17 protein-coding genes are annotated in these 21,543 nt (G+C 70.1%); 7 read left to right on the forward strand and 10 right to left on the reverse strand.

Going from position 1 to position 21,543, the window contains the following annotated elements; all coding sequences use genetic code 11:
* Positions 1–56 precede the first annotated feature (56 nt).
* From ABH920_RS36880 to ABH920_RS36900, 5 genes are all read right to left on the reverse strand, one after another.
* Positions 57–659 (reverse strand): hypothetical protein, encoded by a 603-nt coding sequence (locus ABH920_RS36880; RefSeq protein ID WP_370353909.1) that lies wholly within the window; start codon positions 657–659, stop codon positions 57–59.
* Positions 660–719: 60 nt separating this feature from the next.
* Entirely contained in the window at positions 720–1,418 is a 699-nt protein-coding gene (locus ABH920_RS36885) for a hypothetical protein (protein WP_370353910.1), read from the reverse strand.
* 29 nt (positions 1,419–1,447) lie between these two features.
* Positions 1,448–3,784 carry a ThiF family adenylyltransferase gene (locus tag ABH920_RS36890; protein WP_370353911.1) on the reverse strand — a complete coding sequence of 779 codons (2,337 nt, stop codon included), beginning with the start codon at positions 3,782–3,784 and terminating at the stop codon, positions 1,448–1,450.
* A 42-nt stretch (positions 3,785–3,826) separates the two neighbouring features.
* Positions 3,827–4,405 carry a hypothetical protein gene (locus tag ABH920_RS36895; protein ID WP_370353912.1) on the reverse strand — a complete coding sequence of 193 codons (579 nt, stop codon included), beginning with the start codon at positions 4,403–4,405 and terminating at the stop codon, positions 3,827–3,829.
* Positions 4,406–4,470: 65 nt separating this feature from the next.
* Positions 4,471–5,355, reverse strand: coding sequence for a helix-turn-helix transcriptional regulator (locus ABH920_RS36900; protein ID WP_370353913.1), 885 nt, complete (start codon positions 5,353–5,355; stop codon positions 4,471–4,473).
* 207 nt (positions 5,356–5,562) lie between these two features.
* Between ABH920_RS36900 and ABH920_RS36905 the strand changes: the two genes are divergently transcribed.
* Positions 5,563–7,065 carry an MFS transporter gene (locus ABH920_RS36905; RefSeq protein ID WP_370353914.1) on the forward strand — a complete coding sequence of 501 codons (1,503 nt, stop codon included), beginning with the start codon at positions 5,563–5,565 and terminating at the stop codon, positions 7,063–7,065.
* Positions 7,066–7,193: 128 nt separating this feature from the next.
* Positions 7,194–7,709 (forward strand): hypothetical protein, encoded by a 516-nt coding sequence (locus tag ABH920_RS36910; protein WP_370353915.1) that lies wholly within the window; start codon positions 7,194–7,196, stop codon positions 7,707–7,709.
* A 31-nt stretch (positions 7,710–7,740) separates the two neighbouring features.
* Here the strand turns inward: ABH920_RS36910 and ABH920_RS36915 are convergent, their stop codons facing one another.
* The gene (locus ABH920_RS36915) at positions 7,741–9,105 is read right to left on the reverse strand and encodes a DUF2252 domain-containing protein (RefSeq protein WP_370353916.1); all 1,365 of its coding nucleotides are present in this window, start codon (positions 9,103–9,105) and stop codon (positions 7,741–7,743) included.
* A gap of 107 nt (positions 9,106–9,212) precedes the next feature.
* Positions 9,213–10,607, reverse strand: coding sequence for an MFS transporter (locus ABH920_RS36920; protein ID WP_370353917.1), 1,395 nt, complete (start codon positions 10,605–10,607; stop codon positions 9,213–9,215).
* A gap of 217 nt (positions 10,608–10,824) precedes the next feature.
* Between ABH920_RS36920 and ABH920_RS36925 the strand changes: the two genes are divergently transcribed.
* Entirely contained in the window at positions 10,825–11,196 is a 372-nt protein-coding gene (locus ABH920_RS36925) for an ArsR/SmtB family transcription factor (RefSeq protein WP_370353919.1), read from the forward strand.
* 63 nt (positions 11,197–11,259) lie between these two features.
* On the opposite strand, the gene ABH920_RS36930 is transcribed toward ABH920_RS36925, so the two are convergent.
* The 3 genes from ABH920_RS36930 to ABH920_RS36940 all read right to left on the reverse strand — a co-directional run bounded on the left by ABH920_RS36930 (position 11,260) and on the right by ABH920_RS36940 (position 14,327).
* Positions 11,260–11,745, reverse strand: coding sequence for a DUF2000 family protein (locus ABH920_RS36930; RefSeq protein ID WP_370353920.1), 486 nt, complete (start codon positions 11,743–11,745; stop codon positions 11,260–11,262).
* Between the two features lie 68 nt (positions 11,746–11,813).
* Entirely contained in the window at positions 11,814–13,268 is a 1,455-nt protein-coding gene (locus ABH920_RS36935) for a sugar porter family MFS transporter (RefSeq protein WP_370353921.1), read from the reverse strand.
* Positions 13,269–13,466: 198 nt separating this feature from the next.
* Entirely contained in the window at positions 13,467–14,327 is an 861-nt protein-coding gene (locus ABH920_RS36940) for an IclR family transcriptional regulator (RefSeq protein WP_370353922.1), read from the reverse strand.
* Positions 14,328–14,499: 172 nt separating this feature from the next.
* On the opposite strand from ABH920_RS36940, the gene ABH920_RS36945 reads away from it, so the two are divergent.
* The 4 genes from ABH920_RS36945 (at position 14,500) to ABH920_RS36960 (ending at position 21,538) form a co-directional block, all read left to right on the forward strand.
* Positions 14,500–18,249: a fibronectin type III domain-containing protein gene (locus ABH920_RS36945; protein ID WP_370353923.1), complete on the forward strand. Its 3,750-nt coding sequence runs from the start codon at positions 14,500–14,502 to the stop codon at positions 18,247–18,249.
* 171 nt (positions 18,250–18,420) lie between these two features.
* Complete coding sequence (locus tag ABH920_RS36950) at positions 18,421–19,767, forward strand: sugar ABC transporter substrate-binding protein (RefSeq protein WP_370353924.1); 1,347 nt, start codon at positions 18,421–18,423, stop codon at positions 19,765–19,767.
* The gene (locus ABH920_RS36955; protein ID WP_370353925.1) at positions 19,764–20,708 is read left to right on the forward strand and encodes a carbohydrate ABC transporter permease; all 945 of its coding nucleotides are present in this window, start codon (positions 19,764–19,766) and stop codon (positions 20,706–20,708) included. The genes ABH920_RS36950 and ABH920_RS36955 overlap by 4 nt, the downstream gene beginning before the upstream one ends.
* Entirely contained in the window at positions 20,705–21,538 is an 834-nt protein-coding gene (locus tag ABH920_RS36960; protein ID WP_370353926.1) for a carbohydrate ABC transporter permease, read from the forward strand. Before ABH920_RS36955 ends, ABH920_RS36960 begins: the two co-directional genes overlap by 4 nt.
* Positions 21,539–21,543: the final 5 nt, after the last annotated feature.

Here is a 21,543-nt window from a genome sequence, read left to right on the forward strand (position 1 = left end):
GAACGCGTGACGGCGCGCTCCGGGGCAACCCGACCGGACGCGCCGGCCAAACCGATTCAGGCGGCCTGGGTCCGCTCCGCCCAGGCCATGGCCAACAGAGCCGACGCCAGCAGGATCCCGAAGGCCTGCCAGGGGTCGTGGTGCTCCAGGAGCGTCCGCTGCTTGTCGACGAGGTCGGCGAACCACTTCGGGAAGTCGTAGCTCGGCAGGTGCAGCCACCAGTTGTTCTCCACGATCCCGGCCGCGAAGGCCGCCAGCACCGCCTGATACGGACGGGCCACCGCGGCGGTCAGCACCGCGACGATCGTGATCCACGGCAGCAGCCGGAACTCCACCACCATCGCGTGGTACAGGTACGCGGGCCCTCCCAGCCGCCACGGTCGGTAGCCCAGGGCCCTGAAGACCGGCCAGGCCTTCCCGCCGCTCTGCGCGTGGTCCCCGACCCAGAACGCGGCCAACTGCCCCGCGGTGAGGCTGAAGAGCAGGGCCAGGAACGTCAGCACGATCGAGAGCAGCGCCAGCGCGAACTCGCCGCGCGTCTGCGGCGCCGGGCGCAGGTGCGGGCGGTGGGTGCGGCCGGGGCGGACGATGGCGCGGGGGACGCGGCCTTCCTGCTTGGCGATCGCGGTGCGGATTTTGGCGATGTCGTCATTGGCCATGTCAGGGCTGCTCCATCCGGGCCGGCTCCATCCGGACTGTCTCCATCAGGACTGCTCCCATCAGGACTGCTCCCAGTGGATGGCCACCGCGCCGCGGTGGAGCTGTTCGAGGGCGGCGCGCCAGCCTTCCAGGCGGGCCATGACGAGGTCGGGGTCCGCCGTGGGGTCGATGGACAGGAGAGCGGCGTGGAGGGCTGTGGGAGCGTTTTCCCGGGGTCTTGCTGGCGCCGTCCTGAGGTGCGCGCGGCTCACTCCCACGTGTGGCAGGATCCGTTCCAGCGCTGCCCTTGCCGCGACGACCGGCGTGCCCGCCACGGCACAGAGCCACACGTCTTCCCGTCCAGGCCACGCGATCCGCACCGGCCCGACCGGCGCGCCAACGGTCGTCGCCGCGATGAGTGTGGTCGACCGCCCGTCCTTCTCGATGGTCACGGTCCCGGATGATGTCAGTGCCCTGATCTCACCGACATCCCCCAACGCCCCCGCGACCACCGGATCAAGCTCGCCGATCTCCGCACCACGCCCCAGCGCGATGAGCAACGTCGACGGCGCCAGCCCGAACGCCTCCGTCAGTCCACTGATGACGTCCTCGAACTCCTCCAGCGTCGGGCTCAACGCATCCCCGAGCTCCGCAGCCTCCGGCGATTCGGATTCCAGCTGCGCGGCAAGGGTTTCCACATCGACCGCCACGCCTTCCCCTACCTGGTCGGCAAGACGCGCGAGGGTCGTGCGCAGCGTCGCGAGCCACGTCGTGGCCACGGGGGAGGGCGCCGGATAAAGAGCACTCATCACTGGTCCCTCAGAGCCCTGATGAAGTCGATATCGGGCTCCTGGTAAGCCGACGGATCGGTCCGTCCCTTGGGCTCGCCGCACACGGGGCAGTCACTCCTGCTCGCCACCGACAGCCACAGCGACTGGTACGCGTACTGCGCAGGCGCGGCGCGCATCAGCTCGGCGAAGATCCAGTACTCGGGCTCGTGCCCGAAGACGGCGTACGTGGTGCCGGCCTTGAGGATGCCGTACGCGAAGAGGGCCGCCGCGACGTCGTCATCCGGCTCATGCAGCAACCCGAGCGCCGCCTTCGCCGCGATCGCCGCCACGTGATGCACGTCGGCCAACAACCCGGGCTCCGCGATCAACCGCCCGGTGCCGTAGTCAGTCCGCGCGGCGACCTCGCCACTCCCCGTCTCCTGCACATCAGCCCGCACCCCACCGGTCGCGCACGCAAAGCAGGCACTCCCACCCGCCGCCACAATGATCTCGCCACCCCGAGCACCCTGATAAAGCCCCGGAAAAACAGCCGGCCGCCCAGCCCAATAAGCAAAATGCCCAACCCGCGCCTGCGCCCCAGGATCATCGGTAGCCACCACAACCACATCGGCGTCGCCAACCAAAGCCGCCAAATCCACATCCTCATGCCGCGCGCCAAAAGCCCCAACCCGCGCCCCAGGATTGACGGACAGCACGACCTCCCCAGCTGCCACCGCCTTCCCCAACCCCACATCCCCCACCCGATACGCACTCCGCCCCACATTGACGGCCTCAACCACATCAGGATCCACGATCGTAAAAGCCCCAACCCCACTCCGCGCCAAAACCTCGGCCATATAGGACCCGACCGACCCGGCCCCAACAATCAGCACCCTGCGATCCCGCAACCCCGGCGACAGAATCCCCCCAGTCCGCGCAAACAAGAGCGCCGCCGGGTCTCGCCCACTTGCGCCACCGCGCTCGGCCCCAGCTCCCGGGAACTCGCCCGCGCCCGCCGCCGCCGCGCCTTCCGCCCCAGATCCCGCAAGGCTTCCCGCACCCGCCGCCTGTGCGAGGCTCCCCGCACCGATCGCGCCGCCCGCCGCCGAATCAGCCAGGCTTTTCGCGCCTGTCTGGTTGCCTGCCGCAGGGTTGCCTGCACTGGCCGCGCCGCCCGCCGCCGAACGAGCCAAGCTTCCCGCACCGACCGCGCCGCCTGTCGCCGAACCAGCGAGGCTTCCCGCGCCCGCCACCTGCGCGGGGTTCCCCGCATTGACCGCATCGACCGCCGCTGAACCAGCGAGGCTTCCCGCGCCTGCCTCGTTGCCTGCACTGGCCGCGCCACCTGCCGCCGAACGAGCCAGGCTTCCCACGCCTGCCGCCTGCGCGGGGTTCCCCGCACCGACCGCATTGCCTGCCGCCGAACCAGCCAGGCTTCCCGCGCCTACCTCGGTGCCTGCACCGACCGCGCCGCCCGCCGCCGAACCCGCGCCGTTGCCTGTCCCCGCTACGCCGTCCGCCGCCTTCGCGAGGTTCCCCACATCCGCGCCGCCGTCCCCGCCTACCGCCTGCGCCGCTCCTCCGCCACCCGCCTCACCTCGGTGCGAAGCATCCCGCCCCTCCCGCTCCCGAGCGCGCCCCCGCCGCAGCGTCAGCACCGCGCCCGCCAGCCGCTCCACCGCCGGCACGCCGAGGTCCCACGCCAGCGCCAGCGGCCCGGTGCCGTCCTGTGGCAGCACGATCGGGGCCGTCGCCGGGAAGTCCGCCCCCAGCAGCAGTGTCACCGCGCCCAACCCCGGCAGTTGCGCATGCGTGGCGAGCAGCGTCGCGCCCTCCACCTCGATCGCCGCCGGGTTTCCCTCCGGTCGCACGCCGGCGCGCCGCAGCATGCGGGTTACCGGGACCACCACGGGCCGCACCGGCGACAGCACGAAGCCGTCGGCCGCGCGCTCGGCTCCGAAGAACGAGATGCGCGCCGGACCGAGTCGTAGCTCGTGGCCTGCCAGCGGGGTGTCCACGTCGTGGGTCACGATCGGCGCCAGGTAGCGCGCCAGTTGCGGGTTCAGCCGGAGCGACTCCGCGTACTCCGACTGGTCCTGGCTGGAGGGCACGGGCATGCCGCGCGGGTGCGAGTGCACGATCCCCTTGAACCGTGCCGCGCTCGCCGCCTCCCGCGCGCCGATCGTCGTGATCAGCCGGTCCGTGTTCCGGTACCGCGTCCCGGTCGTGGCGGCGCCGGCGTCGTGGATGAACTCCGTGACGTAGTCCAGCCCCGGCAGCCCCAGCAGCGCCCCGCCCTGCTCCGGCTCGACGGCCCCGATGCGCGCGGCGATCGCGTCCACCACGAAGTCCGCCACCCGCACGGGTGTCAGCATGCGCGGCCCTCCACAAAGACGTCGGCGGCGAATGCCGCCGGATCAGAGGTCGTACTCAAACTCGTTGTTCGTCGAGAAGGGAAACGGATACCCGGCCAACACCACATCCATCCCCGTGGCCCACAACACCGACTTCGAGTAAGCCTCCTCCAAAGTCGGCTGCCCCGAATCCCCGGACTGGCTCAGGCACAAACGCCCGTTGGCATAAAGATGCCCCGCATGCGCCCCGACCAGCCCCTCCAACCGGGGCTCGACCAGCTTGACCTGATAACTCACCCCGTCGAAGTACGCGAACATCGTGTACGGCCGCCCCATCTGTGACAGGAAGCTGTAACACCACCCCCGCGCATCCCGGTGCTCGATGAACTGCGTGTTCCGCGGCATGTGCTTCGCCGCCCACCGCAGATCCTCGACCTCGCGCCCTCGCACCCGCGCCGCGAAAGTCCCGTGCTGCACCTTGCTCAAAGGACGCCCCACCGGCGCCTGCCCGGTGTAGATCTCACCCTCGGACCCCACCGTGACCCGGGCCCGCGGGTCCACCGGATACTGGTCACCCTGTTGCTGCGCGCTGCGGATGATGTCCCGCAGGCGATTCAGATCGGTACGTTCGACATCTGACATGGCCTACCCCTAGCACTGGACTTCCGTGCGTTTTTCAGGGTAGGTCTGCCCGCCCGGATAGGAAACTACCCGGCCACCAACCGCAACCCGTTCCGTCGCTCGTCCTCAGCCAGCAACCGCTCCATCTTCGCCCGCGTGTCCGACCCGGCGCGCGGATTGTGCAGCACGATCCGCAGGTCGGCACGGTCCGGCACGGAGAGCGTCACCGACTCGAAGTGCAGCGGTCCGACGCGCGAGCTCAGGGTCTTGATGTTCACCCCGCCGTGCGCCACGCCCTGGCGCGCCCACAGTTCGGCGAACTCCGGGCTCTGCGGCAGCAGGCTTTCGACGACCTGGCGGAAGCCCTCGTCGCCGGGGCACGCCGTCATCTCCGAGCGGTACGTCGCCACCACGCGCGGGGCCAGCTCTGCCCAGTTCTCCAGCGATTCGCGGTAGATCTCGTCGAGGAAGTATTGGTGCAGGCAGTTCCAGTTGCCCTCGTTGGTCAGCAGGGCCACCTCCGCGGCGCGGTTGGCGACCACCATGTTCCAGTAGCGGTCGATGATCATGCCCGGGTTGGGGAGCCAGGTGTCCACGAGGCGGAGCAGCGCCTGGTTGACCGGGCCGGAGGCGTGGTCCGGGCAGATGCGGCCGATCGGCGGCGGGTTGAGGCCGGCCAGGGCGTACAGGTGGCGCAGTTCGGGCTCGTCGAGCTTGAGCACGCGGCCGATGGCGTCCAGCACCTGCGAGGACACCGTGATGTCCCGGCCCTGCTCCAGCCACTGGTACCAGGACGTGCCGACGCCGGCCAGCACGGCCACCTCCTCGCGCCGCAGCCCCGGGGTGCGGCGGCGGCCGCCGGGCGCCAGGCCGACCTCCTCGGGGGTGATCCGGGCGCGGCGGGCGATCAGGAACTCGCGCAGGTTCGCACGCCGGACGGAGTCGGGGTCCACCTGGACCGGGGCCGTCATCGACACAGCTTTCTCCCCTCAAGCACACCGATCACACCGGCCGAGTACGTAGGCAAAGCGCACCGCGGTCACCTCGCAGTCACCCGCAGCCACCCCCGCGTCCTACCCCGCGAACCGCGATCCACCCCGGTGCTCAGCCTGGTGTAAGGACCACCAGCATAAACAGGCGCTACCCACATCCGCTCGCCGCGCCGAATCCTGGATGCCATGACAGATGTCCTCGACCAGCCCACGCCGGTGACGCCCACCGGTTCGGCCGGTGCGGCAGCCACCGCGAACATCGACAACCCGAACATCGACAACCCTTCGGCGACTTCCGGCTTGTCCGCCCGGGCCAAGCTTGTTCTCTTCCTGCTCTGCGCGGCGAACTTCATGGTCGCCGTCGACTTCTCCATCCTGAACATCGCCGTCCCCAGCATCGGCAAAGACCTCCACATCACCGACGCGAACCTCCAATGGATCGCCACCGCCTTCGCCCTGCCCTCCGGCGGCTTGCTCCTGCTCTCCGGCCGCGTCGGCGACCTCATCGGACGCAAGAAGGTCTTCATCACCGGCACCGTGCTCTTCACCGCGGCCAGCGTGATCGCCACCATCGCCTGGATCCCGGCCGTCCTGCTGGCCGGCCGCGCCCTGCAGGGCATCGGCGCGGCGATGATCGTGCCGACCGGCATGGCGCTGCTGACCACGTCCTTCCCCGAAGGCCCGCAGCGCGAGCGCGCCCTGGGCATCAACGGCACCCTGATGACCGTCGGCTTCACCGCCGGCATGGTGCTCGGCGGCGCCCTGACCCAGGCCCTGTCCTGGCGCTCCACCATGGTGCTGAACACCGTCATGGGCGCCGTCGTCCTGCTCGGCGCGCCCCGGCTGCTCACCGAGAGCCGCAACCCGCACGCCTCCCGGCTCGACATCCCCGGCGCGGCCACCGTCACCAGCGCCCTGCTGGCCCTGATCTACTCCCTTTCGACCGCCGCACAGGTCGGCTTCGGCCGCGCCGACGTGGTGATCGGTCTGGTCGCCGGCGTGGCGCTGCTCGTGGCGTTCGGCGTCATCGAGTCCCGCGCCGCCGAACCGCTGGTGTCGCTGCGGATCCTGCGCCGCCGCAACGTCGCGATCGGCAACCTCGGCGGTCTGGTGACGTTCGCCTGCATGAGCGCGGTCGTCTTCCTCGGCACCCTGTTCCTGCAGCAGATCAACGGCATGTCCCCGACGCTGACCGGCCTGGTCTTCGCGGTCATGGGCATCGCCGCGGCCTTCGGCGGCATGGTCGCCCCGCGGCTCATCGGCCGCTTCGGCGCCCGCGCCACCCTGGTCGGCGGGCTGCTGTTCCAGGGCGTGCTGATCCTGCCGCTCGCCATGATCGCCACCGGCAACGCCACCCTGCTGCTGGTGACGTTCGGCGCCGTCGCCGCCTTCGGCCACCTCGCCGCGATCGTCGCCTACGGCGTCACCGCGACCTCCGGCCTCGGCGACACCGAGCAGGGCCTGGCCACCGGTCTGGTCACCACCTCGCAGCAGGTCGGCCTGACGCTCGGCATCCCGCTGCTGTCCGCCGTGGCCTCGGCCCGCTCCGACAGCCTCAAGTCCGCCGGGCACGCGGCCAAGGACGCGCTCGCCGGCGGCATCCGGCTCAGCCTCGGCGCCGACGGCGTCGTCGTGCTCGTGGTCGCCGCGCTGGTGTGGTTCGGCCTGCGGACGCGGGCCGCGCGTTGAGTGTGTGAGACCGCCGGCGCCTGAAGCACAGGGACAGGGAACGGCCCCGCCGTCGCGAGGCCGTTCCCTCATCCGCCACCGCGACAATCCCTTTCGCGTCTTCGCCCTGATAGGGCATGCTGTGGCGGGTGGGGGATCTTGGCGGCGTTCCGGAGGAGATCGCGGACGCCGACGCGCCCGTCGTCGTCGCCTTCATCAGCACCGCCCGGACCGCGGTCGTCGCCGAGCTCGGCGACGCGCTGCCGACGGTGCTCTGGGTCGGCGTCCTCGTCGCCGCCGGCCTCGCCGGGGCGCTGCGCGACGCGACCGTCGTCCTCCCCGTGATCTCCGTCCTGCTCGTCGTCGCCGTGGTCGGCGGCCGCTACCGCAAGCTCCGCGCCTCCGGATGCCTGCACCCCGCGCCGATCACCGTCGCGTTCGACGCCGAGGGCGTCACCTACGCGGCGTCCGGCCGGATCGCCAAGCTCCCGTGGCCGCAATGGCGCCGCGCCTACCGGCGATTCGGCGTCTGGCACCTCAAACTCGCCGCCGCGCCGACCCGCGGCGTGGCGTTCCCCGACAAGGCGATGGAACCCGAGCAGCGGGCCCGCCTCGTCGACCTCCTCGAGGACCACGACCTGCTGCGCAACGGCCGCCGCTACTGACTACCTCAGCGTCGACTGAACACCTGAGGCGTCAAGCCTCAACCGAGCGCACCACACCGGTCTTGATCGCCTCGATCAAAGCCTTGTGATCCTCCCGAGTCTGATCCGCGTACGCCACGCCCCACCGCCCCATGGCCCGGTCGAAGGAATCCCCGCCGCCCAGATACGCCGAGATCGCCACCCGGTCCCCGGACCGCGCGTGCGCCCGCGCCAGCGTCTGCCCGCACAGCTCCGCGTACGCGCGCAGCATCGCCTTGTCCATCTCCGGCACGTTCGCCGACCCCTTCATGTCCCGCAGCTGCCGCACGTAGAAGTACCGCCCCTCCGGCCCGCTCGCCCACCCCAGGAACATGTCGCTGGTCGCCTGCATCAGCCGCTGCCCGCCGACCACCCGGTGCCCCTGGTGCTCGTACCGGCTGGCCTTCAGATACGGCGCGAGCACCGACTCCTCGGCCTCCTTCACCTGCAGGAACAACGGCGTCGCCGTGGTCTCGCCGAGCAGCAGCGACATCGAGCAGCGCGTCCCCACGCTGCCGACGCCCACCACCTTCAGCGCCGACTCCACATACCGGAACCGCTCCAGCAGGGCCCTGCGATCCTCCTGCAGCGTCGACCGGTAGTCGGTGAACACCCGGCGGATGGTCTCCTCCTCGGCGTCCCGGTCGAAGCCCAGCTCCGCGAACGGCACCAGCAGCGGCGGCTGGTACCGGATGCGCGGCGTGCCGTCCGGTCCGGGGCCGGTCAGCTTGCGCAGCGCCTGCAGGTTCGTGTGCCGCTCGGCCTCGGTGAGCGAGGCCTGGACCTCCTGCCGGCCCCGCTTGCGCCGGGCCAGCTGGAGCAGCATCGTGGCGTCCACACACTGGTACCAGACGTCCAGCTCGTTCATCCCCGCCAGCCGCGCCATCATCGTGCGGTACGCCCGCGCCGCCTCCCGGGCGGCGTCCGCGCCGAAGTCGTCCTTGAACCCGTTCTGCCGCGCGGCCACCGAGATGCTCGCCGCCAGCCGCTTCACGTCCCACTCGAACGGCCCCGGCAGCGTCTCGTCGAAGTCGTTCAGGTCGAACACCAGCCGGCGCTCGGGGGAGGCGTAGAGCCCGAAGTTCGACAGGTGCGCGTCGCCGCACAGCTGCACCGTCAGGCCGGTGTTGGGGGAGTGCGCCAGGTCCGCGGCCATGATCGCCGGGGCGCCGCGCAGGAACGCGAACTCCGAGGCCGCCATCCGGCCGTAGCGGATCGGCACCAGGCCCGGCAGCCGGCTGGCCGCCTGCTTCTCCAGGATCGCCACCGGGTCGAGGCGGTCCGGCGGTGCCGACCAGTCCCCGGTCGAGGAGCGCGTGACCTGCTTGCGGGCCGCTCGCCCGGCCGCCACCCGGGAGGCCAGGCTGGAATTCGTCATGCGTCCCACAGTGGCGCCGGGAAGGGCCGGGCGCACGCCGATGCCCGGCCGGATCGGCTGATGAGGCGATCCGGCCGGGCATTCGTCCGGCGACGGTGCTGGGGCCGCTACCGCTTGGCGGCCATCCCCGCGGCCTGCTTGGGCAGCAGGAACGCCATCGCCAGAATGGCCACGACGAACACCACGTCCACCAGGTCCACCCAGCGCATCGCGCTCACGTAGCTGCCGAACCCGCTCGGGTGCGAGCCCAGCGCGGAGAAGAACACTGTGCCCAGGATCGTCACGCCGGCCGCGCCGCCGAACTGCTGCGAGGTGACCAGCATCCCCGAGGCCGCCCCGGCGTTCTTCGACTTGATCCCGGCCAGGACCGAGCCGACCAGCGAGGGCAGCACGAACCCGTTGCCGGTGCCGACCAGGATCATCGACGGCAGCAGCTGCCAGGACGCCAGGTCCGCGCCGCGCCAGGCCAGCACGATGCCCAGGAACACCAGTCCGGCGGTGCTCAGCGAGGCGCCGATGGCGATCACCCGGGAGCCGTACCGGCCGGACACTCGCCGGGCCAGCATCGAGCTGGTCGCGAAGGCCACGCCCAGCGGCCCGAACAGCAGCCCGGCCCGCACCGGGCTCATGTGCATGCCGCCCTGCAGGAACAGGGTCATGGCCAGCATGAACCCGCCGAACATGGCCAGCATCAGCCCGGACAGCGCCAGGCCCAGGCTGAACGTCCGCTCCTTGAACAACGCCAGGTCCACCATCGGCGCCCCGCCCGCGCGGGACAGCTTGGCCTCCCAGCGCATCGCGACGATCATCACCGGCACCGAGGCGACCAGCGAGATCCAGGTCCAGATCGGCCACCCCTCGGCGCGCCCCAGGATCAGCGGGGCCAGCGCCAGGCCGATGCTCAGCGCGATGCCGATCGCGCCGACCGGGTCGAACTTGGGACGGTGCGTGCCCCGGGTGTCCGGCAGCCAGCGCATTGCCAGCACCACCGCGATCAGCCCGATCGGCACGTTCACCAGGAAGATCGGCCGCCACGTCCAGTGGAACAGATTGGCCTCCAGCAGCACGCCGCCGAGCACCTGCCCGGCGACCGAGCCGATGCCGATGGTCGCGCCGAACCACGCCATCGCCCGCGGCCGCTCGTGCACCGGGTAGACGACGTTGATCAGGGCCAGCAGCTGCGGGACCATCGCCGCCGCGGTGGCGCCCTGCACCAGGCGCGCGACGATCAGCACGGTCGAGGTCGTGGCCACCCCGCAGGCCAGGCTGGCCAGCGTGAAGGCGGCCATGCCGATGACGAACATCCTCTTGTAGCCGAGCAGGTCCCCGAGCCGGCCGCCGGTGATCAGGCCGGCCGCGTAGGCGAAGCCGTACCCGCCGACCACCAGCTCCAGCCCGGCGTCGGTGGTGTGCAGGTCGTGCTGGAACGACGGCGCGGCGACGTTGACCACGAAGTAGTCGAACATCGCCATGAACATCGCCGACAGGATCACCGGCAGCATGCGCCAGCGCCGCGGATCGGGGGAAGAATCCGGCGCCGGCTTCGTTGTTAAGGGAGTGAGGACTTCTTCCGTGGTGGCTGACACGGGGCACCATCGCATTCGCTCGGACCAGTGCTGGATCGGCAGCCAAAGAGTTCGACGCTCATCGAACGGTTCGACTAGTATCGAACTGTACGACGACTATCGAACTGAAGGCAAGCGGGTTTAGGCTGTGGCAATGGACACCCAGGTCGAGCAGTACGAACTGAGCCATCCCGGCGAGGACGCGGTGGAGTTGACCGCCGTGCTGTCGGCGCTGGCCGAGCCGGCACGGCTGACCATCGTGCGCACCGTCGGGGCGTTCGCCCCGGAAGGCGGGATGGCCTGTCTGGACGTCTGGGACAAGAGCGGGCTCACCGCGACCAAGTCGACGATGTCGCACCACTACAAGGTGCTGCGCGAGGCCGGGCTGGTCGTCATGTGGTGGGTCGGCGCGAAGAAGCACGTGCGGCTGCGCCGCGAGCTGATGGACGTCCGCTGGCCGGGCCTGCTGGACGCGGTCCTGGCGGACACCAGCGCGCCGCGCCTGGCACCGCACGAGCAGCGGTAGGGCGCGGCGCGGGTCTGCGCGCCGGAGTCAGCGGCGCTCAGCGCGATCGGTCGGCACCGGCACTCAGCGGTGCATCGCGGCACCCTTGAAGGCCTTGTCGACCGCGTTCTTCGCGCCGTACACCGCGATCCCGACCAGATCCAGGTCGGTGCCGTGCACGGCACGCACCGCCGCCCGGTTGTCGGCGTCGTTGCCGGTCTTGAACATGTCGGCGGTGAAGACCGCGACATCCAGTCCGCGTGACAGGGCTCTGCTTCGGGCGGCGGCGAGCAGTTCCGCGCTCCCCTCGAACACCATCACCGGCTGGCGGAACTCCGAGAGGTAGACGGTGTCGTCGGCGTCCCGGTAGGCCTCGCCGATGACTTCGGGATGCGCCGATCCGATCCCGCTGACCAGGAACGCCGTGACGTTCAGCCGCTGCCACACCGCGAGGTCGTCGCGCAGGAGCACGGCGATCTTCGTGTCGAACCTGACGGGGCCGTCGTGGGGAGCGCTGTCCTCGACGGTGTCGTCCTTGCGAGTGCTGTCCTTGTCGGTGCTGTCGTTCATGATCCGAGGATTCCCGGCGGCGCACAGGAATTCTTGAACGCTCGTGCGCCGCCGGGCGGCAAACCGGATCAGACCTCGGAAACCAGTCCCGCCTCGCCGGTCTCCTCGGCCGCCTCTCCGGCCGCGGTGCCGGACATCTTCCCGCCCCGCAGATCCCGCTCGATCTGCTCCAGGCTGCGGCCCTTCGTCTCCGGGATGTAGAACCGCGCCAGGATCAGCAGCACCACGTTGATCCCCGCGAACACCCACATCGCGCCGCCGATCCCGAGGTTGCTCTTCGCCGACATCGTCGGGAAGACCGCGGTCACCAGGCCGGTGGCGGCCCACAGGACGGTGGTGGCCACGGCGGTGCCGGCGGCCCGGGCCCGGAGCGGGAAGATCTCGCCGATCATCACCCACACCGTCGCGCCCCAGCCGAGTTCGTACCCGGCCAGGTAGAGGATCAGGAAGATCAGGGTCATGGTGCCGAGCGTGTTCTTGTCGGTCACGTTCTTGATGACCAGGCCCGCGGCGAACAGCGAGACCACCATGATGGCCGCGCCGATCTGGAGCAGCGGTTTGCGGCCCCAGCGGTCGACGACGAACAGCTCCCACACCGTGAACAGGAACTTCACGACGCCGAGCACGACCGCCGACAGCAGCGCGGTGCGCGTGGCGAAGCCCAGCGACTTCAGCATCGTCGGGAAGTAGGCGTTGATGGCGTTGACGCCGGAGAACTGCTGCCCGATCGCCAGGATCATCGCGACCAGCACCATCGGCCGCACCCACGGCTGCCACAGGTCGCGGACCCGGCCGCGCTCGGAGTCGCGCCGGATGACGTCGCGGATGTCCTGGACCTCGACGTCCAGTTCCGCATCGCTCGCCTCCGGGCGGGTCGCGGCCAGCACCGCCTTGGCCTCGGCGTCCCGGCCCTTGCTCAGCAGCCAGCGCGGGGTCTCCGGCAGCACCAGCAGCCCGGCTATCAGGATGGCCGCGGGGATCACGGCCCCCAGGAACATCCCCTTCCAGTTGTTGTGGCTGGACAGCGCGTAGTCCACGAGGAACGCGATGAGGATGCCGCTGACGATGAACAGCTGGTTGAGCGAGCCCAGGGCGCCGCGCACACGGGCCGGGGCCAACTCGGCCAGGTAGGCCGGGACCGTCGCCGAGGACAGCCCGATGCCGATGCCGATGACGCCGCGGGTCAGCATCATCACCTGCCAGTCGCCGGCCAGCACGCACGCGACGGTGCCGATGATGACCACCACCGCGGCCGTCATGATGGTCAGCCGCCGGCCGATCCGGTTGCACAGCCGGCCGGCCAGGACCGCGCCGACCATCGCGCCGACCGACAGGCTCGCGGTGATGGCGCCCTTCTGGAAAGCGGTCAAAGACCACTGTTTCGCGAGCAGCACCAGAACGCCGGCGATGACGCCGAGGTCGTAGCCGAACAGGATGCCGCCGAAGGCACCGAACGTGTAGAGGGTCGCGCGGTTCACCGGACGGCGCGCGGCCGGGGCTGCGGGGGACGCAGTAGTCGCCATGGCCGGAACCGTGGCACTGGTTAAGGAGACTGACAAGACATCAGCCGGTAACAATTCAGCAAAGGAGATGGCATTCACATATGGGAACGGTGCCAACGCCTGCTAAAGGGCCGTCCCCGACCGCTGCGGCGCGGGAATCAGCGCTGCTGGGGGCCGGTCAGGGCCGCGCCGGAAGCACCGGGGATCAGGCCGCCGGGATCACCGGATCCCGGCGCGCCGCAGCTGCTGGCTCAGGTCCTCGGCCACGTCCCGCAGCAGCGAGCCGACCCGCTGCAGCTCGGCGTCGGTGACCCGCTCGCCGGGCATCGAGCAGCTCATCGCGTCGGTGCCGGGGATCCGGTACGGCACCACGGCCGCCACGCACGCCACGTTCGGCGAGCTCTGGCCGCGCTCGGTGGAGTACCCGCGCTCGCGGATGAAGGCCAGCTCCGAGCGCAGCGCCTCGCGGTCGGTGATGGTCAGGTCGGTCAGCGCCGCCAGGTTCTTGGGCAGCACCGCGGTCAGCTCGTCGTCGGCCAGTTCGGCCAGCAGCACCTTGCCCAGCGCGGTGGCGTGCGCCGGCAGCGTCCGGCCGACCCGCGACACCAGGTGCGCCGAGGTGCGCGACTCCCGGGTCTGCAGGTAGACGATGTGCGGGCCGTTGAGCCGCGCGAAGTGGCAGGTGTAGCCGATCTGCTCGCGCACCTTCTCCAGCGCCTCGGTGGCGTACGGCATCACCGGGTCGCGGTCCAGGTACGCGGTGCCGCAGATCAGGGCCTTGACGCCGAGCCGGAACCGGGTGCCGGCGTCGTCGGACTCGATCCAGCCCACGTCGCGCAGGGTGCGCAGCAGGCCGTGCAGCGAGGAGCGCGGGAATCCGGTGTGGTGGTGCAGGTCGGTGAGCGAGAGCCAGGAGTGGTTCGCGCCGAAGGCCTCCAGCAGCTCCACGGCCCGCCGGGCCGACTTCACGCCCGCCGCGGAGTCGCCGCCGCCCAGCTCGGAGGCCCCGTCCGCGCTCGCGTCGGACGTCGGGGCGGCGGATCCGGCCGCCGGTCCGCGGGATATGCCCGTCTCGGCCATGGGACTCCTTCGTTGACAGGTCTCCTGCCCCACATTACCGTCTGCGACGGATTTCAGATATCTGACGATAGTTCACATATCTGAAACCCCCGCTCAACACGTCACATGTGTTCGAAAGGAGATCTCTCCAGTGCGACCATCAAGACGTCGGGGGACGAAAATCCTGATCGGGATGCTCGCCGCAGCGCTCACGCTGTTCGGCGTGACCCAGGCCGGACAGGCCGCCACCGGCCGGTTCGCCGCCGCCGCGACACCAGCGGCGGCGTCGGCATCGGCCTCGACGGTCCCCGCGTGGACGGGGACGTTCGACAACTTCCACACCGCACCATGGATCGCGCACTGGGGCACCACGTCTGACACCGCGCAGTGTCAGGGTGCCTCGGGGACATTCGGCTGTAACTGGGGCTACGGAAACCTGGCCCCGGTCACCGACTCCAGCGCCCCGGGATCCGGGCAGGCGCTGAAGGTCACTTATCCCGCCAACAGCGGACCGCCGAGCTGCTACCTGTCGGTCAGCGGCTGCGTGCTCGGCGGCGGCCAGTTCTACCAGGACCTGACCACCAACGGCGAGACCGCCCTGGCGAACAGCCCCAGCCTGGACCTGAAGTACGACTACAGCTTCCCGGTCGGCTTCGACTTCGGTGGCAAGACCCAGGGCAAGATGCCGGGCCTGTGGGGCGGCGGGGTCATGGGCTGCGAGAGCGGTGCGCAGCACTGTGCCAGCGGCTGGTCGACCCGCTACATGTGGAAGGGCGGCAGCGCCGCCGCACCCAACGGCGAGCTGTACTTCTACACCGCGTCGGGCTCCGGCTACGGCGCCGACCTGTGCAACGGCAACTGGACGTTCGCCGCGGACGGCAAGTGGCACTCGATCGAGCAGCTGACCAACGTCTCGACCGGGTCCATCACCATCTGGAGCGACGGCAAGAACGTCTGCCAGGCCACCGAGCCGATGCCCGGGGCGCACTCCGGCGTGTTCTTCTCCACCTTCCACGGCGGGCACGACCTGAGCTACAGCCCGAAGAAGACCGAGAACGCCGAGTTCGCCGACTTCAGCCTGGCCACGGACGGTCCGCAGACCCCCACGTCGACCGGCCCGGCCACCCCGACCGCGCTGAACGCCTCGGCGGCGTCCAGCTCCAGCATCGCGCTGAGCTGGACCGAGACGAACAACTCCGACGCCGCGGCCTCGTACGACGTGTACGAGGGCTCGACGAAGGTCGCGACGGCCGGCGGCACCAGCGCCACGATCACCGGCCTGGCCGCGGGCAGCACCCACACCTACACCGTCACCGCCGTCGACGGCTCCGGCGTCGAATCCGCGCACAGCACCGCGGCCACGGCGACCACGCCGAGCTCGGCGAACACCCCCGCGACGCCGGCGAACCCGGCGGTCAGCGGGACCACGAGCTCCAGCATCAGCCTGTCGTGGACCGAGACGAACAACGCCGACCCGGCCGCGTCGTACCAGGTCCTCGAAGGCTCCACCGTGGTCGCCACCGCGACCGGCACCAGCGCCACCGTCGGCGGTCTGACCGCCGGGAGTACGCACACGTACACGGTCGAAGCCCTCGACGCGGCGGGCAACGCCTCGGCGCCGAGCGCGCCGGTGACCGGCACCACGTCCAACCCCAGTACCGTTCCGGCTGTCCCGCAACACGTGGTCGTGGCCAGTGCGACCTCGTCGAGCATCACCCTGAACTGGACTGAGACGAACAACTCGGACGCGGCCGCTTCGTACAACGTCTACGAGGGCACCAACCGGGTCGCCACCTCGACGTCGACCAGCGCCGGCGTCACCGGCCTGGCCGCGGGCAGCACCCACACCTACACCGTCACCGCCGTCGACGCGGCGGGCAACGAGTCCGCGCACAGCGCCGCGGCCACCGGCAGCACGACCGGCGGCGGGGGCGGCGGCCTGACCGTCACGATCAAGAAGACCAAGGACTGGGGGAGCGGCTACACCGACACCGCGACGCTCACCAACACCTCCGGCTCCTCGGTCACCGGCTGGGACGTGCAGTTCGATCTGGACAAGAGCGAGAACATCGAGAGCTCGGCGGGCGTCACCTACGCCTCCAGCGCCAACCACTACACGCTGACCAACGACAGCACCGACCCGACGCTCGCGGCCGGTGCCAGCCTGCAGTTCCAGTTCAGCGGCGACTACGGCTCCGGCGGCTACATCGCGCCGACCAACGTCGCGGCCTACGCGCTGTCGGGGCAGCCGACCCCGGCGACGCCGACCGCTCTGACCGTCACCGGCACCACGACGTCCAGCATCAGCCTGGCGTGGACCGAGACGGCCACCGGCGATCCGGCCGCCTCGTACACCGTGTCCGAGGGCGGCGTCCCGGTCGCGACCGTCGCGACCACCAGCGCCACCATCTCGGGGCTGGCGGCCGGCAGCACGCACACCTACACGGTGACCGCGGTCGACGCCTCCGGCAACGGCTCCGCGGCCAGCGCGCCGGTCACCGCGACCACCGGCTCCGGCGGTCCGACCACGCCGGCCACGCCGACCGGCCTGAACGTCACCGGCACCACGTCCTCCAGCATCAGCCTGTCCTGGTCCGAGGCGAACAACGGCGATCCCGCCGCCTCGTACCAGGTTCTGGAGGGCTTCTCGGTGGTGGCCTCGCCGACCGCGACGTCCGCGACCATCAGCGGCCTGGCGGCCGGCAGCACCCACACCTACACGGTGGTGGCGGTCGACGCCTCCGGTGCGGCCTCCGCGGCCAGCTCCCCGGTCACCGGCAGCACCTCCGGCGGCGGCGGACCGAACCCGTTCACGCAGTCGCTGATCGACAGCGCGGTCGCCGCCGCGCCGTTCGACTGGGCCGCGCCGACCTCCTCGGTCCCGCGTCCCGGTACCGGTCCGGCCAACATCGACCAGGCGAAGGTGCTCTACTACCTGGCTCTGGTCGACAAGGTCGCCCCGGGTTCTGCGGCTACCAGTGGAACCAGTGTCCGGAGCGCGCTGCTGACCCAAGTCAGGAGCCTGATAGCGGGCGGCCACGAGCCGGACGCGGACGGCGGCCTGGAGATGTGGGGCCAGGCGCCGGTGGCGCAGGCCCTGCTGCTGCTCAAGAACGACAGCTCGGCGTGGAGCCAGCTGTCTTCCGCCGAGCAGAACAAGGTCACGCTGCTGGAAGCGGCCATGGGCTACGGCAGCAACTACACCTACAACGACGCCAACAGTTTCTCGTCCGGGATCTGCGGCTTCGGGAACTTCTCGAAGACCAACAACCCGAACTACCGGGACGGCGGCGTCGACACCGAGATCGCGGCGATCCAGTTCTTCGGCGCCTCGACCTGGGACGGCATGCTGAGTTCCTTCAGCGACTCGTCGTTCACCTCGCAGCTGAACGCCGCCGGGCTGACCAACGCCGGCCAGTGCTTCGCGGCGGTCGGCAGCGGCGGGAACTCGGCGATCGCGCGGCCGTTCGTCTACTCCGGCCACCACTCCAGCGACCTGATGGGGATCTGGAGCACCATCGCCGGAGCGACGTTCGACAAGACCGCGCAGAGCACGGTGAGCCCGGCGCACATCGCCGACAACACCACCAGCCCCTACGACGGCCAGTGCTGCATGGGCCACGAGTTCAACAGCACCGACTCCTCCGGCCTGCGCAGCTCCGCGCTGTACACGTTCGAGGGCTGGATGAACGTCACCGGCGCCCGCGTCGCGATGGAGGTGTTGGGCACCTTCACCATCTCCGCCGCCACCACGGAATCGCAGTTCCACATCGGCACGCTGGACCTGAAGTACAAGCTCGACCACGGGTACGTGAGCCAGGCCCTCAACCAGGATCTGCTCCTGGTGGACGACCACGGCGACCCGGCCACCGACGGTCCCAATGCCAAGGGCTTCCTCTACGACTGGGACGGCTACACCGTCGCAGGCGCGCCCAACAGCTGATCACCCACTATCGAGGGGGCTCCTCCGGGAGCCCCCTCCCTCTTGCCCCTCGGGCTCCTCTTGACCGCTCGGACGTTCGCCACTACGTTTCCAGCATCTGAGCATGTTCACCTCCATGTCTTTCGTTCACATCCATGAATCCCCGTTGAAGCCGAGGGCCCCATGCGAACCGTGACACCCCGAACAGCGAGATCCATCTGCGCCGCGCTCATGGCCGCCGGCGTGGCGATATCCGCCGCCGCCTGCGGCGGTTCCAGCAGCTCATCCGGTGCGGGCACGTCGAAGAACGCCGCCGCCACGGGAACGCTCAACGTGTGGATCCGGGGGGCCGGCGACTCGCCGAAGGCCTACCAGAAGATCTTCGACGCCTTCACCGCGCAGACCGGCATCAAGGTCTCCATCGGCAAGGCGACGCTCACCGACTTCGAGACCGCGCTCACCGCCGCGGCCTCCGCGCACCAGCTCCCCGACGTCGTCATCGACGACGCCGCGCAGATGGGCAACTTCGTCTCGCAGGGCATCGTCCTGCCGATCGACAAGACCAAGTTCACCGGCGCCGACCAGCTCACCGACCAGGCGTGGGCCTCGGCCACGGACCTGAAGGGGCAGACCTACGCGGTGCCCTTCTCGGCGCAGGCGAACGTGCTGCTGGTCCGCAAGGACTGGCTGGACAAGCTCGGCCTGCAGCCGCCGAAGACCTGGGACGACCTGGCCAAGGTCGCGCAGGCCTTCACCACGCAGGACCCGGACGGCGACGGCAAGAACGACACCTACGGCCTGGCCGTCCCCGGCTCCACCTCGCGCGGCTACACCTCGTGGTTCTGGTCCTCGTTCCTGTACTCGGCCGGCGGCGACTACCTCAAGGCGAACGCCGGCAAGTTCACCGCGACCCTGAACACGCCGCAGGCCGTGTCCTCGGCGCAGTTCCTGGAGGACCAGGTCTGCAAGAACAAGGACGTGCAGCCCTCGGCGCTCGGGGACGATACCACCGCGGCCAACAAGGCGTTCCAGACCGGCGTGGCCGGCATGTACCTCACCGGCCCCTACGCCTACGCCACGATGGACGCCACCGCGGTCAAGGGCAAGTACATCGCGATCGCCCCGCCGACCGGGCCGACCGGCACCGCCGGGACCCTGGCCGAGGGCACCGACATCTTCACGATGGCCGACAGCAAGCAGGACGAGGTGACCAAGCTCGAGGAGTTCATGGTCACCCCGGCCGCGCAGAAGATCGGCATGACCGCGATCCCGTCCGCGACGGTGGTCCGGCTGCCGGTGAACAAGACCGTCGACGCCTCCGTGGTGCACGGCAACGACCCGCGCTGGCAGCTGGCGCAGCAGGTCTACGCGACCTCCGGCCACTACGAGTACGACAACGCGCCGAACTGGACGCAGCTGCGGCAGAAGATGTCCGACGACCTGAACAAGCTGCTGTCCTCCTGCGGGAGCGTGCAGACCGGCCTGGACTCCATGAACTCCGACGTCGCCTCGCTCCTCAAGCAGCAGGGCGTCGGATGACAGCCGAGACTCAGAGCACGGTGGCGGCGGACAGCGTGCTGTCCGGCCGCCGCCGTACCGGCGGTCCGCCCGCGAAACCGTTCTGGCGGCGCCTGGGGCCGTGGCTGTACCTGGCGCCGCTACTGGTGTTCATCGGCGTGTTCAAGGTCTGGCCGACGATCTGGGGCGTCTACCTCAGCTTCTTCCATGTCCGGCCCTACCTCGGCAACCAGTACGTCGGCACCGCGAACTACTCCAAGCTGTTCTCCGACCCGGATCTGCGCTCCGCGGTCGTGCACACGCTCTTCGACGCGGTGTTCGCGGTCTCCGGCTCGATCTTCGTCGGCTTCTGGCTGGCGGTGCTGCTGCAGGGGCCGGCCCGGCACATCAGGATCCTGCGGACCGCGGTGTTCCTGCCGACCGTGATCGCCATGGTCGCCGCCGCCGAGCTGTGGACGACGCTGCTCTACCCCTCGCCCTACGGCTCGGTGAACTCGCTGCTGGGCAAGGTCGGCATCGGCCCGGAGCCGTTCTTCAGCAGCCCGCACTCGGCGCTGGCGTCGGTGATCCTGATGCAGATCTGGAAGAACGCTCCGTACGACATGGTGATTTTCGTCGCCGGTCTGGCCTCGGTGGACCGCGAGATGTACGAGGCCTGCCACCTCGACGGCGCGAACTGGTGGCAGCGGCTGCGCTTCGTGACGCTGCCCTCGCTGCGCCCGATCACCACCATCGTGCTGGTGCTCGGGATCATCAGGGGCCTGCGGGTCTTCACCGAGATCTGGGTCTCGACCAACGGCGGGCCGGCCGGGTCGTCGGAGTCCGTCGTCACCTTTCTCTACCGGCAGTTCAGCCAGAACAACGACACCGGTTACGCCGCCGCCATCGGGACGGCGCTTCTTGTGGTGACGATGCTGCTGACGTGCCTGATGCTGCTGTGGCGGAGGCGCAGGGACATATGAGGATCCGTACCAGAGCCGGCGTCTGGCTGCTCTACGCGCTGGTCGCCTTCGTGTTCGTCTACCCGCTGTGGACGGTCGTGGCGACCGCCTTCTCCAAGCAGCAGGCCAGGCTCGGCGCGCTGATGAACGTCCCGCACGGCCTGACCGGCGCCAACATCTCCCAGGCCTGGCACCTGGGTGTCGCGCGCGGCCTGCTCAACTCCTTGATCGTGGTGGCCGTAGGGTTGACCCTGCAGCTGACGGTGTCCGCACTGGCGGCCTACGCGCTGGCCCGCAAGCGGTTCAAGGGCGCCGGGCTGGTCATGCTGGCCATCCTGGCCACCATGATGATGCCCGAGGAGGTGATCGCGGTGCCGCTGTTCCAGGTGCTCGGCAAGATCCCCCAGCCGTTCACCGGGGGCACGCTGGTCAACTCCTACGGCGGCCTGATCCTGCCGCTGGTCGGCTGGGCGCTTCCGGTGTACGTGCTGACCGGCTTCATGAAGCGGGTCCCGCTGGAGCTGGAAGAGGCCGCGCGGATCGACGGCGCCGGCGACTTCCGCATCTTCTGGCGGATCGTGCTGCCGGTGTGCCGGCCGGCGCTGGGCACGTGCGCGGTGTTCGGGTTCCTGATGATCTGGGACCAGTACCTGCTGCCGCTGCTGGTGTCGCAGACTCCGAAGATGGACACCCTGACCGTCGTCGTCACCAGCCTGCAGGCGTCGCAGGAACAGGGCGAGGGGGTGCGGCTGGCCGCCGTGCTGATCCTCGCGGTGCCCGGCGTGCTGGTCTATCTGGCCTTGCAGAGACTGTTCGAACGCGGCCTGCTCAGCGGATCGCTCAAGGGATAAGGGTA

The sequence above is a fragment of the Catenulispora sp. EB89 genome (assembly GCF_041261445.1).
GTDB lineage: Bacteria > Actinomycetota > Actinomycetes > Streptomycetales > Catenulisporaceae > Catenulispora.

Bases quoted from the DNA above. Each gene is read 5' to 3' on its own strand.
- ABH920_RS36915 (WP_370353916.1), bottom strand. From the start codon at position 9,105: ATGACGAATTCCAGCCTGGCCTCCCGGGTGGCGGCCGGGCGAGCGGCC.
- ABH920_RS36900 (WP_370353913.1), bottom strand. From the start codon at position 5,355: ATGACGGCCCCGGTCCAGGTGGACCCCGACTCCGTCCGGCGTGCGAAC.
- ABH920_RS36930 (WP_370353920.1), bottom strand. From the start codon at position 11,745: ATGAACGACAGCACCGACAAGGACAGCACTCGCAAGGACGACACCGTC.
- ABH920_RS36920 (WP_370353917.1), bottom strand. From the start codon at position 10,607: ATGCTGCCGGTGATCCTGTCGGCGATGTTCATGGCGATGTTCGACTAC.
- ABH920_RS36890 (WP_370353911.1), bottom strand. From the start codon at position 3,784: ATGCTGACACCCGTGCGGGTGGCGGACTTCGTGGTGGACGCGATCGCC.
- ABH920_RS36895 (WP_370353912.1), bottom strand. From the start codon at position 4,405: ATGTCAGATGTCGAACGTACCGATCTGAATCGCCTGCGGGACATCATC.
- ABH920_RS36935 (WP_370353921.1), bottom strand. From the start codon at position 13,268: ATGGCGACTACTGCGTCCCCCGCAGCCCCGGCCGCGCGCCGTCCGGTG.
- ABH920_RS36945 (WP_370353923.1), top strand. From the start codon at position 14,500: ATGCTCGCCGCAGCGCTCACGCTGTTCGGCGTGACCCAGGCCGGACAG.
- ABH920_RS36940 (WP_370353922.1), bottom strand. From the start codon at position 14,327: ATGGCCGAGACGGGCATATCCCGCGGACCGGCGGCCGGATCCGCCGCC.
- ABH920_RS36905 (WP_370353914.1), top strand. From the start codon at position 5,563: ATGACAGATGTCCTCGACCAGCCCACGCCGGTGACGCCCACCGGTTCG.
- ABH920_RS36880 (WP_370353909.1), bottom strand. From the start codon at position 659: ATGGCCAATGACGACATCGCCAAAATCCGCACCGCGATCGCCAAGCAG.
- ABH920_RS36925 (WP_370353919.1), top strand. From the start codon at position 10,825: ATGGACACCCAGGTCGAGCAGTACGAACTGAGCCATCCCGGCGAGGAC.
- ABH920_RS36960 (WP_370353926.1), top strand. From the start codon at position 20,705: ATGAGGATCCGTACCAGAGCCGGCGTCTGGCTGCTCTACGCGCTGGTC.
- ABH920_RS36955 (WP_370353925.1), top strand. From the start codon at position 19,764: ATGACAGCCGAGACTCAGAGCACGGTGGCGGCGGACAGCGTGCTGTCC.